Annotated in this window: 12 protein-coding genes; 6 read left to right on the top strand and 6 right to left on the bottom strand. The window is 68.4% G+C overall.

Annotated elements, in window-relative coordinates; genetic code table 11:
• Positions 1–113 precede the first annotated feature (113 nt).
• Entirely contained in the window at positions 114–671 is a 558-nt protein-coding gene (locus VF329_15300; protein HEX7082373.1) for a hypothetical protein, read from the bottom strand.
• 87 nt (positions 672–758) lie between these two features.
• On the opposite strand from VF329_15300, the gene VF329_15295 reads away from it, so the two are divergent.
• Positions 759–2405 carry a response regulator transcription factor gene (locus tag VF329_15295; GenBank protein HEX7082372.1) on the top strand — a complete coding sequence of 549 codons (1647 nt, stop codon included), beginning with the start codon at positions 759–761 and terminating at the stop codon, positions 2403–2405.
• Positions 2406–2570: 165 nt separating this feature from the next.
• Positions 2571–3725, top strand: coding sequence for an acyl-CoA dehydrogenase family protein (locus VF329_15290; GenBank protein ID HEX7082371.1), 1155 nt, complete (start codon positions 2571–2573; stop codon positions 3723–3725).
• Between the two features lie 136 nt (positions 3726–3861).
• On the opposite strand, the gene VF329_15285 is transcribed toward VF329_15290, so the two are convergent.
• From VF329_15285 to VF329_15275, 3 genes are all read right to left on the bottom strand, one after another.
• Positions 3862–4374 carry an OmpH family outer membrane protein gene (locus VF329_15285; GenBank protein HEX7082370.1) on the bottom strand — a complete coding sequence of 171 codons (513 nt, stop codon included), beginning with the start codon at positions 4372–4374 and terminating at the stop codon, positions 3862–3864.
• A gap of 334 nt (positions 4375–4708) precedes the next feature.
• A complete protein-coding gene (locus VF329_15280; GenBank protein ID HEX7082369.1) occupies positions 4709–5362 on the bottom strand; it encodes a carbonic anhydrase in 654 nt (217 codons plus the stop codon).
• 224 nt (positions 5363–5586) lie between these two features.
• Positions 5587–6699, bottom strand: coding sequence for an NADH:flavin oxidoreductase/NADH oxidase (locus VF329_15275; protein HEX7082368.1), 1113 nt, complete (start codon positions 6697–6699; stop codon positions 5587–5589).
• A gap of 550 nt (positions 6700–7249) precedes the next feature.
• On the opposite strand from VF329_15275, the gene VF329_15270 reads away from it, so the two are divergent.
• Entirely contained in the window at positions 7250–8068 is an 819-nt protein-coding gene (locus VF329_15270; protein ID HEX7082367.1) for an alpha/beta hydrolase, read from the top strand.
• Positions 8069–8115: 47 nt separating this feature from the next.
• Positions 8116–8508: a VOC family protein gene (locus tag VF329_15265; GenBank protein HEX7082366.1), complete on the top strand. Its 393-nt coding sequence runs from the start codon at positions 8116–8118 to the stop codon at positions 8506–8508.
• A gap of 50 nt (positions 8509–8558) precedes the next feature.
• Here the strand turns inward: VF329_15265 and VF329_15260 are convergent, their stop codons facing one another.
• Positions 8559–9059 carry a VOC family protein gene (locus VF329_15260; GenBank protein HEX7082365.1) on the bottom strand — a complete coding sequence of 167 codons (501 nt, stop codon included), beginning with the start codon at positions 9057–9059 and terminating at the stop codon, positions 8559–8561.
• Between the two features lie 103 nt (positions 9060–9162).
• Between VF329_15260 and VF329_15255 the strand changes: the two genes are divergently transcribed.
• Entirely contained in the window at positions 9163–10179 is a 1017-nt protein-coding gene (locus tag VF329_15255) for a GlxA family transcriptional regulator (GenBank protein ID HEX7082364.1), read from the top strand.
• 19 nt (positions 10180–10198) lie between these two features.
• Here the strand turns inward: VF329_15255 and VF329_15250 are convergent, their stop codons facing one another.
• Positions 10199–12640: a fused MFS/spermidine synthase gene (locus VF329_15250; protein ID HEX7082363.1), complete on the bottom strand. Its 2442-nt coding sequence runs from the start codon at positions 12638–12640 to the stop codon at positions 10199–10201.
• Between the two features lie 173 nt (positions 12641–12813).
• Here VF329_15250 and VF329_15245 point away from each other — a divergent pair.
• On the top strand, positions 12814–14079 hold a 1266-nt coding region (locus tag VF329_15245), incomplete at its 3' end, for an amidase family protein (GenBank protein HEX7082362.1).

The raw sequence follows: 14079 nt of genomic DNA, 5'->3' as shown, positions 1-14079 counted from the left end.
TTTGCCGTATCGTCAACCGGCGCATTATCCACTCACTGTTATGGCGAGCTTACCGCGCGGCTTGCCAATGCGATCGCCGCCGGGTATCTGAATTTGCGTCCGAGCGCGGCCGATCATTGCTTCTGCGCCAATCGTTTCCCCGGCTTGAACACCGCGAGCGCAGTGGCGACCATGAGCGCGACGACGTCGTAGGCCGCCCCAGCGATCAACCGTCCCTCGGCCCCGCCGCGTCCGGTCAGCATCGCGTCCATCCCGCCTTTGAGTACCAGCGCCCCGACGGCAATAACGGAGACGATCAAAAGGAGTTTGGCGATCACCCATGGGTATCGCAACACGCCCCACCTGGTACCGACGCCCAGCAGCAGCCCCGTCAACAATGCAGCGAAGCTGAGCGGAATACCGAACATGAAAGCGAACATCCGGAGCGTTTGGTACGAAACTTCGGCGACCGTCGGGTCGCCGGCCGCCGCCGCTCGGATGGCCACTGCGAGATATCCGGCCGAGTCGCCGAGGAGTCCGACAGAGACGGCGATGTGGGCCGTCAGGACCACCTTCCGCAATGACGGAGAAAGGGTGAAGAGTGGGCTGGAGGGCTCGTTTCTCATCGGTAGCTCCATCTGGCCGGTGCGGTCTACGACTGGGCGCTCGATTCCATCGAGCGAATGGATCATCGAGGATTCAGTCCCTCCGCTCCAAGTTGTTTTCCGGAGCGCAGGAAGCTATACACGAGTTGGCGACCGCATCGAAAGGATCTGCTTATGGAGGCCGCACCCGCCTCCGACCTCGAGCAAGCCCGCCGGCATCACGAGCGGCGGGCGTGGGCGCTCGCCTTCAACGCCTTCCAGAGCGCGGACCGCGCCTGTGAGCTCTGCGCGGAGGATCTCGAGCGATTCGCCCAGGCTGCGTATCTCGCCGGCCGCGACGATGACTATCTCGCCGCGCTCGAGCGCGCCCATCACGCGCATCTGAATCAGGGCCGACGCCTACAGAGCGTGCGCTGCGCATTCTGGCTCGGCCTGCGGCTGCTCTTTCGCGGCGAAGGCGGTCGCGCTAACGGCTGGTTCGCGCGCGCCGAGCGTCTCGTGGAGTCGGAGGCTCGCGCGTGCGCCGAGCGCGGCTACCTGCTGTTGCCCGCCGTGGAGCAGGCGGTCCGCGGCGGCGAGCTCGACAAGGCCGCGGCGCTCGCGGACGAGATCGCCGCGATCGCCGAGCAATTCGCCGACGTCGAGCTCTTGACGTGCTCGCGGCTCGACCAGGGGCGTATCCTGCTGCGGCAAGGCGACGTCGCGCGCGGCCTCGCGCGGCTCGACGAGGTGATGCTCGCGGTCACGACGCAGGCGCACTCACCGATCGTGACGGGACTGATGTATTGCGCGGTGATCGAGGCTTGCCGGGAAATCTGCGCGGCCGGCCGCGCTCGCGAATGGACGTCTGCGCTCGCGGAGTGGTGCGGGCAGCAACCGGAGATGGTCGCGTTCTCGGCGTCCTGTCTCGTGCATCGAGCCGAGGTTCTGCGGCTTCAGGGCGCGTGGTGCGAGGCGCTCGCCGAGGCCGAGCGCGCGACGCGTCGGGATCCCGAGCGTGATGCTCGCTCGACCGCGACGGCGTTCTACGAGATGGCAGAGATCCATCGCCTGCGGGGCGAGCTCCGCGAGGCCGAGGACGCCTACCGCGACGCGAGCCGCTACGGCTACGAGCCGCAGCCGGGGCTCGCGTTGCTGCGGCTCGCGCAAGGGCGAGCGCGGATGGCGGCTGCGGCGATCAGGCGTGTCGTCGGCGCGACGCAGGAGCCGCTCGAGCGCGTCAAAGTCTTGCCGGCCTACGTCGAGATCATGATCGCGACCGGCGACGTTGCCGCCGCACGCGCGGCCGGCGACGAGCTCGCCGGCATCGCGGCCCGCTTCGACACGGAGCTCATCGCCGCAACGGCGGCGCACATGCGCGGCGAGATCGAGCTCGTCGAAAGTGACGCGTACGCGGCGCTCGCGTCGCTGCGCCGCGCGCTCGGCCTTTGGCAGGAGCTCGGCGCGCCGTATCTCGCGGCGCGAGCACGTGTGTCGATCGCGCTCGCCTGTCGCGCGCTCGGCGACGAGGACGGCGCCGCGCTCGAGCTCGAGTCGGCGCGGGCGGCGTTCGAGCGTCTCGAGGCGCGGCCGGATCTCGCGCACGCCGATGCCTTGCGCGCGCGTCCTCATGGGCCGCGCGACGCCGCGGGCGGTCTCACGCCGCGCGAGCTCGAGGTGCTGCGGCTCGTCGCGACGGGGCGCACGAACCGGCAGATCGCGGCCGAGCTCGCGCTCAGCGAGAAGACAGTGGATCGCCACGTCAGCAACATCTTCGCGAAGCTCGGCGTGCCGTCGCGCGCGGCGGCCACCGCGTACGCGTTTCGGCATCGACTCGTGTAAAGCACGACGCGTCCAGCGCTCGCGACCCCGCGTCGGTCCCCTGCCGGCGTGGGTGAAATCACCCAACGTCCGCCCCCCTTCGTTTGGGTGGTTTCTCCGAAGCGCGTCGGCCGGGCGCCTCGCTATGTTGGCGCCTCGCACCGACCGACCGCGAGGAGGAACGCCATGGAAACCGCAGCGCTCGCCGCCGCCCGAGAGTTGTCGCCGTTGATCCAAAGCCTACGCGACGAAACGGACGCGGCCCGAAATATCGCGGCACCGATCGTCGAGCGGCTCCGCGACGGCGGGTTGTGCCGGCTCGCGCTAGCGAAAGAGCTCGCGGGCGCGGCGCTGCCGCTCGACGCGGCGCTCGACGTCTACGAGACGCTCGCGTATGCCGATGCGTCGGTGGCGTGGGTGGCGTGGAACAATTCGCTGCCGTGCTTCTTCGGGCGGTTTCTCTCGAGCGACGCGCGCGCGGCGGTGTTCGAGGACCCGCGCTGGCTCTACGCCTGCTCCACGCGCCCGACGGGGCGCGCCGCGGCGATCGCCGACGGGTATCGAGTGAGCGGACGCTGGGAAATCGTCTCCGGCTGCGAGCTCGCGGAGTGGATCCTGCTGCTCTGCGTAGTCGAAGAGAACGGCGAGCCGCGCATGATCGAACCGGACACGCCGGAGCTGCGCTTTGCATTCCTGCGGCGCGACGACTGCGAGGTCCTCGACACCTGGAAAACCTGCGGATTGCGCGGCACCGGAAGCCAAGACGTGGTTGCAAAGAACGTGCGCGTGCCGCAGGAGCTTACGTTGTTCGTTGCGGAGCCAAGCACACTCGACGGGGCCCTCGGTCGGGTTCCGATCATCTGCTCGATGGCGGCGGCGTACGGCGCGCAAGCGCTCGGCATCGCACAGTCCGCCGTCGACACGCTCATCGAGCTCACGAGCACGAAAAGGCCGCCCGAAGGCGCTCCGCTCCGGGAGCGGCCGTCGCTGCTCGCCGACATCGCGCGGCAAAGCGCTGCCCTCGAGGCGGCGCGCACGTACCTGCACGCGTGCGCGTCGCAGTTGTGGCGCACGGCGGTCGCCGGCGGGCCGCCCGCGATCGACGGGATCACGTCGTTGTGGGGCGCGAGCCTACATGCCGCCGACGCCGCCGAGACGGCCGTCGACACGATGTACGCAGCAGGCGGCATCAGCTCGCTGTACACGTCGTGCCCGCTCGAGCGCGCGCATCGCGACATGCACGCGATGCGCCGGCACATCGTGGGCCAGGCGCTGTGGCTCGAGGACGCCGGCCGAGTACGACTCGGTGGGGCGCCGGTACACCCGTTGTACGCCGTTTGATCCGCGGGCGGCAGCGGACATCATCCGGCTCCAGGGGCGGGTCCCGGCGCCGGCCGGGCCCGCCAGCCCGGCGGCCGCGGTATCGAGGTGGTTCCTCGGGCTCGCGATGCTCTGCGCGCGGGCGGTGCTGATCGGCCTAGTCTTCGTCCTCCCGTAGGGTCTCGAGGATCGCGTCGGTGACGTCGAGGTCCTCGTCGACGTAGGCGGCCGCGCGGAGTATCAGATCGTAGCTCTCGCTTCGCCCGTACGCTTGAATGGCCTCGAGCACCAGCCGACCAATCCTGTCGAGCTCCTCGTTCTCGCGGATGCTCAAGTCCTGCCGGCCCTCCTCGATGGCGCGCTGCACGTCCCGCGCGAGGTCGCGGACCTCCCGCTCGAGGTCGGCCCGTTCCTGCTGGCTCAGCACGGAAGCATCCCGCTCCAATCGCTGCCGCGCCTCGTCGAGCCGTTGCTGCATCGTCATGATCTCGCTCTCGATGCGGGCGGCCTCCGTCCGCAGCGTCGCCGCGGACTGCTCGTACTGGGGTGACTCCCGCACGAGCAACTCGAAGTTCACATAGCCGATCTTCAGATCCTGCGCAGCGGCGGGGGCGGCAACGAGCACGGCTAGGAGTGCGAAGATGCGTGGTGTGCGGAATTTTTCGAGCATGGCTTCGTTCCTCGAGGTAAGTCGTGCGATCGCGGGTCGGTAACGCTGGGGCGCGGGAAAAGAGGCGAGTCGGCGCAATCGGATGCGCCGAGATGCTGAAACGACATTAGGCCGCTATCCCCCCTGCTGTTCCGCGGGCGTCCCCGACTGCAAGAGACTGCGCCCGCGGATATTCGTTCCCGGGCCCGGGACTTAATCAGGCGGTTCGACCCTTCGCCGAGAGCCGACTCGGCGCCGCGCGGGCCTTGCAGCCGCGTTTTCGGCAGAGCCCTCGATTCGAGCCCTCGATTAAGGAGGCGCCGGGCGCTTTCTATCGTCCGTCATGATTCGCCTGTCACTCCGATGGCCCCGTTGGCCCGGGGTAGCTGACTTCCTCGAGCTTGCCGGTGTCGACGTCGTAGACAAAGCCGCGAACGGAGATCGCGTCCGGCCCGCTCGTCGGAAGCCATGGGTGGTTCAGAACCGCCGAGATTCCGCGTCGCACGTCCCACTGCAAACGTTCCCGCGCATGCTCGTCGTCAGCGTCGAGCGGATGCGGGCCGCCGCGAAAAGCGTGGAAGGCCTCAGGCGTCGATGCGGATCTACCGCAGCTCACGAACTTGCGTCCGGTCGCCTGTGCGAGCAGCTTCTCGGCTGATGCGTCGCCCTCGAGGCCGGCCTTCAGGAGGTCATCGGTGAACGCGAGCATGCCGCAGCGGGTATGGTGGATCAGCACGAATTCCTTCGTGTCGAGCAGGTGATGGGAGATGATGAGGTTGCGAATCGCGTCCTCATTGATGACCCCGCCCGCGTTGCGAATGATGTGCGCATCGCCGGTCTGTAGACCAAGCAGATCCTCGACGTCGATACGGGCGTCCATGCATGCAACTACGGCAAGCCGCTTGGCCGGTTGTATCTTCTGCTTACCGGGATGCTTGGCATCGTGCAATGCCTCGCCCTTGGCGTACTGCTCGTTATTCTTCAGATACTGATCGACGATGCTTGCCATGATGCTCTCCCGTGTAAAAGGTCTTCGCGAAAGAGCCTACGCCTCGGTTTGGCAGGCTGCCAGACGAAATGCGCAGAAGCATATTCCCGGGGGCGGGACGGGAACGGTTGGCCTAGGTGTGCCGCGCCGAGATTACTCGGGCTCCGTTTCCTCAGGCTCTTGGCTCGAGCGCAGTCCGACTGCAGCTCCGTCTCGGCAGTTTGCGATGCATGGCGGCGGAGGGATCAGTCATTCGCGCGGTAGTCGAACAAGTTCCGATAGCGCGACGGCTGCGAGCGCAGGTACTGCTTCGGCGCCTTCACGCTTGCGCCGAAGTGGGCGGCGGCGTGCCACGGCCAGCGCGGGTCGTAGAGCATCGCACGGGCGAGCGCGATCAGGTCTGCATCGCCGGCGACCAGGATGGATTCCGCGTGATCGAAGTCGACGATCAAGCCCACCGCGACAACCGGAATTTTCACCGCCGCCTTGACCGCTCGGGCGAGCGGCACCTGATAGCCCGGCCCGACAGGAATCTGCTGATCCGGCGTCAAGCCGCCGCTCGAGACATGGATTCCGTTGCAACCGCGAGCCTCGAGCGCGCGCGCGAACTCTACGGTTTGACCGATATCCCACCCGCCCGGCGCCCAGTCCGTTCCGGACACTCGAACGCTGACCGGGAGATCGGGCGGAACAGCCGCACGCACCGCATCGAAGACTTCGAGCGGAAAGCGCATGCGATTTTCGAGCGAGCCGCCGTACTCATCGTCGCGCCGATTCGAGAGCGGCGACAAGAACTGGTGAAGAAGATAGCCGTGTGCGGCATGAAGCTGAACGGCGTCGAGGCCGATCCGCACGGCGCGCCGCGCCGCGTCCGCGAACGCCTCGCGCACCCGCCCGAGGCCGTCGCGATCGAGCGCGGCCGGTGCGGCCTCGTTCGGGCGGTAAGGGATTGCCGACGGCGCCTCGGTGCGCCAGCCGTTGGGATGGTCCGCGGGCAGCTGTGCACCGCCTTTCCAAGGGACTTCCGTCGATGCCTTGCGGCCCGCGTGCGCGAGCTGTATCGCGATCGGCATGTCCGACCAACGACGCACGGCGTCGAGCGTACGACGCATCGCGGCCTCACAAGCATCGGAGTACAAGCCGACGTCCCCATACGTGATCCTGCCTTCGGGCGTCACGGCGGTCGCTTCGATCGTGAGGAGAGCGGCTCCGGAGAGCGCCAGATGACCCAGGTGGATGACATGCCAGTCCGTCATGCAGCCGTCCTTGGCCGAGTACTGGCACATCGGTGCGATGACGATGCGGTTGGCAAGCTCGAGCCGAGCGATATGAAACGGGGTGAATAGCTGAGCGGTCATCGAGCCCTCGGATGTTGTCTGCAAGACGGCGTCGCACGTAATTTAGCGCGGTTCTGCTTCCTTCGCGCCGGGGAACGTAGGGCAAATGTCTCGTCCCTGTGATCGTTGTCGACGGCGATCACCAATATTGACGAAGCGCTCGCTCGCCGCCGCTGGCATCCCGCGTCGTAGGCGTGGTGGGTGTGGTCGGCCATAGCGGCGGCGGGAGCGGTGATCGGCAACAGCCATGCGGCGGCGAGCTTGCCACGCGTCTTTTTCATGAGCCTCCTCCAGTTTGGTTTTGGAAATCGTCGAGGGGAGGGTAGAGACTCCAGCGCCGGCCGTAATCACCAGAATTGATGACCGGCAGAGCACCTGCTCGCGCTCGACGGCGTCTAGCGCGGAAGGCGGGGACAGCTGCGAGTGCTCTCGACGGACGGAGGGCCGACACGGTGTCGATTACGCGTTAGTCTCGCGGCGACCCCGTGACCTCGAGGCCCACCGCATATCCGTGTGCCTCTGCATAATGAACGACGCCGGCAGGTAGCCGCGCGTCGGGGAGTCGACATCGATGCTGAAGATTTTCGTCGCCCTGGTGGCCGGCTACGCGCTGATCGTCGCCGGCATCTTCTTTCTGCAGCATCGGTTGGTCTACCTCCCCGAAGTGCCGAGCCGCGCCATTCTCAGGACACCGCACGATATCGGGCTTGCTTACGAGGACGTGATCCTGCGCACGGCCGACGGCGTCGCGTTACACGGCTGGTTCGTATCGGGCGGCGACCGGGTGCTGCTTTTCCTTCACGGCAATGCGGGCAATATCTCTCACCGCCTGGAATCGATCGACGTCTTTCACGGCCTGGGCCTTTCCGTGCTGATCATCGATTATCGCGGGTACGGCGCAAGCGAGGGACGCCCCTCAGAGCACGGCACGTATCGCGACGCCGACGCGGCGTGGCGGTACCTCACCGAGACCCGCGAGGTTCCGCCGTCCGACATCGTCATCTTCGGCCGCTCGCTCGGCGGCGCGATCGCGGCTTACCTCGCGGCACGCACATCGCCGGGTGCGCTGATCGTCGAGTCGGCGTTTACCTCCATCCCGGATCTCGCCGCGGAGCTTTACCCGTGGCTTCCGGCCCGCTGGCTCAGCCGCTTCGACTATCCAACCCGGCGCTTCGTCGCGGAAGCCGAGTGTCCGGTCCTCGTCGTGCACAGCCGTGACGACGAGATCACACCGTTTCATCATGCCGAAGCGATCTTCGCCGCGGCACGGGACGGGCGCGCGCTCGTCGAGCTCGCCGGTACGCATAACGAGGCGCATATTCGCAGCGAGCGGCAGTACATCGCCGCTCTGCGAGCGTTTCTGGAGGAGACGGCGACGGCACGCCGTTGAGCGCCGCGGTGCTGCTCGGCTTACGCCGTAAGGGCAGGAGGTGATTCATGCGAATGATCGTAAATGTCGATGTCCCGGAGCTCGTGCCTGCGATCGAATTCTATACGGCGGCGCTCGGCTTCGAGCTCACGCGCCGACTCGACGACGACGTGGCTGAGCTCAAGAACGGCGCCGCATTGATATACCTGCTCGAGAAGCCCGCCGGATCCACACCGTCCCAACACGTTGCGGACCGGCGCGGCTATACGCGTCATTGGACGCCCGTGCACTTCGACATCGTCGTCGACGATCTAAGTCAGGCCGCAGAGCGCGCGACGCGTGCGGGCGCCACTCGAGAGAGCGGCTGTCTCGAATGGCGAGGGTCGAAGTGCATCACCTTCTCCGATCCGTTCGGCCACGGCTTTTGCCTGATCGAGTTCGAAGGCGACACGTACGCATGACGCGCCCGCGCAAGGTGGAGTGAAAGTCCAACGCGATTGCGGCCGCCGCATCAGCCTGCCCGCTCGACGACTTCGATCTCGTTACCGTCCGGATCGCGGATGACGAACGAGCGGCGCCGGCGCCACGGAGAATCGCACTGCGGCTCGTGCGTTCCGTCGCGAATCGGCACGATGCCGAGATCCCAGGTGATCGCACGCGCCCGGTCGAGATCGTCGACGACGAAGCTCCAGCCGAGCGCCCCCGTCGAGTCGAATTCGCCCCGCGGCCGCTCGCGGATGGCGAGATACAACCGTCCGGCTGCCATCAGCACCGATCGTCCGGCGCGGTCGTGTGAGGCGCCGACCACGCAAAACCCGAAGACGCGCGAATAGAGCTCGACGGAACGTCGCAGCTCGGGCGTGTAGATGCTCAAGTAGTCGACGCCGGCAACACCGACCGCGCCGGCAACGTCGGCTCGATCGTCGCCGCTCGGCTCCACGAGGGCCGTGGTCGAGACATGCGTTTCGCCGGAGGCGAACTGCTCCTCGGCGACAAGGGCCGTGCTTCTCATTTTCGTCGTGTCCCTGGATCGTGGAGTCCTCGACGAAGGTATGCTGCCGTTGACAGGTCCCCAAGCGCAATGACATAAAAAGGGGAAATCCTGCCGGGAGACAGTGACGTCCCCACGCCGCATCGTCATCGCCGCTTACCACGGGGTCTCGCTGCTCGACCTTGCCGGCCCCTTGGAAGCGTTCCGCCTCGCAAGCGCGTTGTCCACGCGCGGCCGCGGCGCTCCGCCCTACGAATGTGTGGTGGTCTCTTCTTGCGGAGGTCCGGTAATGACGTCGGACGCCGTGGAGCTCGTCACGCGGCCGATCGATGCGCTCGAAGGCACGCCCATCGACACGCTGATCGTGCCTGGCGGCTTTCTAATCGACGACGTCACGCGCGACCGGGCGCTCATCGACTGGGTACGTGAGCGAGCGAGCGACTGTTCGCGGATCTGCTCGGTCTGCGTCGGCAGCTTCTTGTTGGCCGCAGCCGGGCTGCTCGACGGCCGCCGCGCGGCCACTCACTGGCTCCAGTGCGGGCTCCTGGCGGAGCGCTATCCGACGGTCACCGTGGAACCGGATGCCATCTTCGTGCGCGACGGCCAAGTGTGGTCGTCGGCGGGAATGACCACGGGCATCGACCTGGCGCTGGCGCTGATCGAAGAGGATCTCGGGCGGCAGCTTTCCTTGGACGTGGCGCGCGTGCTCGTCGTGTACTTGAAACGCGCGGGCGGGCAGTCGCAGTACAGCGCGCTGTTGGCCGCTCAAGTCGAATCGGCATCGGACGAGTTCACCGATCTCGAGCAGTGGATCGCCGAGAACCTTACTGCGAATCTGAGCGTCGAGGCACTCGCCGAGCGAGTCCACATGAGTCCGAGAAACTTCGCACGCGTGTACGCGGCGAAGCGCAACCGCACGCCGGCCAAGGCCGTCGAAGCCATTCGCGTCGACGCCGCGCGGCGCTTACTGGAACACTCCGACGAGAAGCTCGGGTCCATCGCCAAGCGCTGCGGATTCAGAAACGAGGAACAGATGCGCGGCGCGTTCATGAGGACCATCGGCGTGACGCCGCGCGAGTACCGCAAACGCTTTACACCGTACCGCGGCGACGAAAGGTTCGTGTCCGTGGCTCGCGCATAGCACGACCGGGAAAGTCGGTTCAAAACCGCCCGTCGCGCGCGCGGAGCACCGAGTGCAGCGGCGCGAGCCGGGTCCGGGACCCGGTGAAGAGATCCTCCGGGAACTCCACACCGCCGGCGGTCATGCTCGCGAAGATCGCGTTCGCGCGGTAGAGGTTCAAGCCGTCGGCGGCGAGGTATTGCAGCCGCAGGTTTCGGTCGCGGTTGACGGCTGCGCCTTCGAGCCACGCGGCGAGATCCGACCGGCGCCCCGCGTACGTGGCGAGCAGGTCGACGGCCGTCGGGAAGCCGACCTCTTCCAGCGAGCGCGCAACCCGCGCGTACTCCGGCCGCGAGAGACGCGCATGCAGCCGGTCGACGTCGACGACCGGGTCGCCGGCGAAGCCCACGAGGACGGCGTCGTACCCGGAGCCTTGCACCGTGTTCGCGAACACGGCGCCGTTCGGGAACACCTCGAAGAACGTCGCCAGCTCGCTCCTGACCGCTTCCTCGGTGGTCTCGTAAAGCTGCACGAAGACCGTGACGACGCCGCCCGGCCTCAGGCGCGCTTTGACGAGCCGCCAGAACTCGACCGTATACAGCGAAGCCGCGCCTTTCGCCCACGGGTCGAGCGGGTCGGACGTGATGCCGTCGAAGGTCTCGGCGGTCGTCGCGAGGAAGTGCCGGCCGTCGTCGACGACGATCTCGACCTTGGGGTTGTCGACGACGCCGAAGTTCTGCGCTCGAAAATACCGCCCGGCGACCTGCCGGGCGAGCGGCTCGATTTCCGCCACGACGACGCGCTTCGCGGCGGGGTCGATGCTCACGGCGCCGGCCGTGACGCCGGCGCCGAGCCCGATCACGAGAAAGGACTCGGGATCCTCCGGAATCAGCGTCGTGAGATGACCGAGCATGCGCTGCAGCCGCATGTCCTGCGGGTAGGTCGACGCCTGGGCCTTGCCGGCGGCGTGGTACGTCAGATGGCCGCCCGGCTCCTTCGAGACGGCCACCGAAGCCGTAAGCCCTTCGCGCGCGTACACGACGTCGATGTCGGCCGCGCGTGTCGGCATGAAGCGGCCGTACGCGACGAGCTGTGGAGGCAACAGCGGCACCGTCCGCGCGAGAACGGCGGCCGCGGCGGCGACGGTCAGCGCCGCGGCGCCCGCGCGCATCGCCCCATCGCGCCACGGGGCGAGCACGAGCAGGGCCGCGGCCGCGGAGAGCGCGATCAGCACCTGCTGCGTGGCCTGGCTTCCGATTGCGACGACGAGGACGAAGCTCGTCGCAAGCGCGCCGACGATCCCGCCGAGCGTATTGGCCGCGTACAGGCGTCCGACGCCCCGCGCCGGGTCCGGCGCCGTGGGCGCCGCGGCCGCGAGCGCGAGCGGAAAGCTTGCGCCCCAAAGCAGCGCCGCAGGGAAGGTCGCGAATGCGGCGCGAACGAGATCGAGCTGGAGCATCACGGCGGACGTTGCCGGCAGCGTCACGTCGAGCGGCCAGTAAGGCAGCGAGCGCGCGAGGGCGTAGCCGGCCCACGCGACGGCCGCGCACAGCAGAAGCTGGCAGCCCGCGAACGCCGCGCTTGCGGGCAGCCGGCGCGAGAGCGCCGCGCCGGCGGCGCTGCCGAGACCGAGCGCGGCGAGAAAGACGGCGAGTATCAGCGCGAACGCATAGACCGTGGCGCCGAGCACGAGCGAGAGATGGCGCGTCCAGACGACCTCGGCCGAGAGCGCGGCCATCCCCGACAGCGCGATCGCGACGTGCACGCGGGTGCCGCCCCCCGCGGAGGCACCGGCGCCGACCGGCGCGGCGCGACCGGCCGGTCCCGCCGCGATGCTTTCGGGCCGGCGCATCGCGCGGGCGAGCAGCAGGCTGCCGGCGGCGATCGAGAGATTGAGGCCGGCCGCAACGAGCGTCGCGACGGCGACGTCGTGAACGCGGAGCAGGTAGAACCCCGCGAGCAGGCTGCCCGCTACCGCCCCCGCGAGATTCGCGCCGTAAAGCACGCCGATACGCGCAACGCCGCGAGGCGTGAGTCCGACGGCCCGCGAGACCGCAGGCAACGTCGCGCCCATCAGCATCGTGGGCGGCAGCAGGCAAACGGCCGCGACGCCGGCGCGCAGCGCGATCCCGGCGGAGCCCGATTCCGCCCACGCGGCATAGACCCCGCCGATCGCGGGCAGCGCGTAGAGCACCCCGAGGCCGCAGACGCCGATGCCGAGCTCGAGAAGCGCGTAGACGCGAAGCGGATGCGCCCGCGGCGATACGACGCGGGGAAAGAGGAGGCTTCCGGCGCAAAGGCCGCCCATGAACGTCGCGAGCAGCACGCCGGCCGACACGGCCGAAGCCCCGATCACGAAGCCGAGGAGCTGGAACCAGACGACCTCGTAGATCAGCGCCGCGCACCCGCTCGCGGCGAACGCGAGAGCCAGCAGCGGAAATGCCGCGGGAGGCGAACGGACTTCGGTCTCGAAGCGGGTCACGAGGCTCCCCCGAAAAGGCCCGAAAAGGCGCTGCAACCGGACGGCGCCGCCGCCGATTGTAGGAGCCTTCCCGGGTAATGCGGCATTCCCGGACGATCGCGCGGCCCTTTCGTCCGGCCGACCCGATACCGCATGGCCCTTTCGTTCGGCCGACCCGCTACGATAAGCGCACGATGTCCACGGCCGCAGGCTGCGCCCCTTCGTTCGAAGCTCGGAGCAGAGCGCGAGCGCGGCTTCGCTCCGCGGCCGCGTTGCTCGCGGTGTGGCTCGCGGCCGTCGCGTGCACCGACGAGCCGGCCGGCACTGCGCCGCTCGACTCCGCGCCCGGCGCCGACTCTGCCTGGCTCGATCTCGACGCGCCGGCGCTGGCCGAGGCGCTCGGGTCCGGCCGCGTGTCGGCCGAGCGACTCACGAGGGCCGCTCTCGCGCGAATCGCGGCCGTCGACGACGCGGGTCCGGAGCTGAACGCGATCATCGAGATCAACCCCGACGCGATCGAGATCGCGCGCGAGCTCGATCGCCGCTTCGCGGAAGAAGGCCCGGTCGGCCCGCTGCACGGGCTCCCCGTCGTGCTGAAAGCGAACATCGATACGGGCGACCGGATCGCGACGAGTGCGGGCTCGATTGCGCTCGCGAATCATCACGCCGCCGCGGACGCGGAGGTCGTCGCGCGGCTGCGGGCGGCGGGCGCCGTCATTCTCGCGAAGGCGAATCTCAGCGAGTGGGCGAACTTCCGCTCGCTGCAATCGACGAGCGGCTGGAGCAGCCTCGGCGGCCAGACCAAGAATCCGTACGTGCTCGACCGCAACCCGTGCGGCTCGTCGAGCGGCTCGGCGGTGGCGGTCGCGGCCGGGCTCGCGCCGCTCGCGGTCGGCACCGAGACCGACGGCTCGATCGTCTGTCCGGCCGGCGTGAACGGTGTCGTCGGCATCAAGCCGACCGTCGGGCTGGTAAGCGCCGAGGGCATCATTCCGATCGCGACGAGCCAGGACACGGCCGGTCCGTTCGCGCGCACCGTGCGCGGCGCCGCGATGCTGCTCGCCGTTATGCGGGACCCCGCCGCCGGCGAGGATCCGCGCAATGGCGCGCCGGCGACGACGCTCGCCGGGGACTTCCGCGCGGAGCCGTCCGATTCGGCGGCATTGGCCGATCTTGCCGGCGTGCGGCTCGGCGTCGTCCGCGACTATGACGGCGCAGGCGCGGATGCGAGCGTCGAGGCGGCCTTCGAGCGCTGGCTCGCGATGCTTCGCGACGCCGGGGCGGAGCTCGTCGATCCGATCGAGCTCCGGCTCCCTGCGGAGCTCCGGGCGGCCGAGCTCGAAGTGCTCCTCCACGAGTTCAAGGCGGGAATCGATCGCTACCTCGCGGCCGTCGAGGACGGCCCGCGCTCGCTCGACGCGCTGATCGCGTTCAACGAGGAGCATGCGGCCGAGGTGATG

It is taken from the genome of Gammaproteobacteria bacterium (assembly GCA_036381015.1).
Lineage (GTDB): Bacteria > Pseudomonadota > Gammaproteobacteria > Steroidobacterales > Rariloculaceae > ZC4RG20.
This window is presented reverse-complemented; position numbering and strand designations above follow the sequence as displayed.

Bases quoted from the DNA above. Each gene is read 5' to 3' on its own strand.
- VF329_15280 (HEX7082369.1), bottom strand. From the start codon at position 5,362: ATGGCAAGCATCGTCGATCAGTATCTGAAGAATAACGAGCAGTACGCC.
- VF329_15285 (HEX7082370.1), bottom strand. From the start codon at position 4,374: ATGCTCGAAAAATTCCGCACACCACGCATCTTCGCACTCCTAGCCGTG.
- VF329_15295 (HEX7082372.1), top strand. From the start codon at position 759: ATGGAGGCCGCACCCGCCTCCGACCTCGAGCAAGCCCGCCGGCATCAC.
- VF329_15275 (HEX7082368.1), bottom strand. From the start codon at position 6,699: ATGACCGCTCAGCTATTCACCCCGTTTCATATCGCTCGGCTCGAGCTT.
- VF329_15265 (HEX7082366.1), top strand. From the start codon at position 8,116: ATGCGAATGATCGTAAATGTCGATGTCCCGGAGCTCGTGCCTGCGATC.
- VF329_15260 (HEX7082365.1), bottom strand. From the start codon at position 9,059: ATGAGAAGCACGGCCCTTGTCGCCGAGGAGCAGTTCGCCTCCGGCGAA.
- VF329_15270 (HEX7082367.1), top strand. From the start codon at position 7,250: ATGCTGAAGATTTTCGTCGCCCTGGTGGCCGGCTACGCGCTGATCGTC.
- VF329_15290 (HEX7082371.1), top strand. From the start codon at position 2,571: ATGGAAACCGCAGCGCTCGCCGCCGCCCGAGAGTTGTCGCCGTTGATC.
- VF329_15300 (HEX7082373.1), bottom strand. From the start codon at position 671: ATGATCCATTCGCTCGATGGAATCGAGCGCCCAGTCGTAGACCGCACC.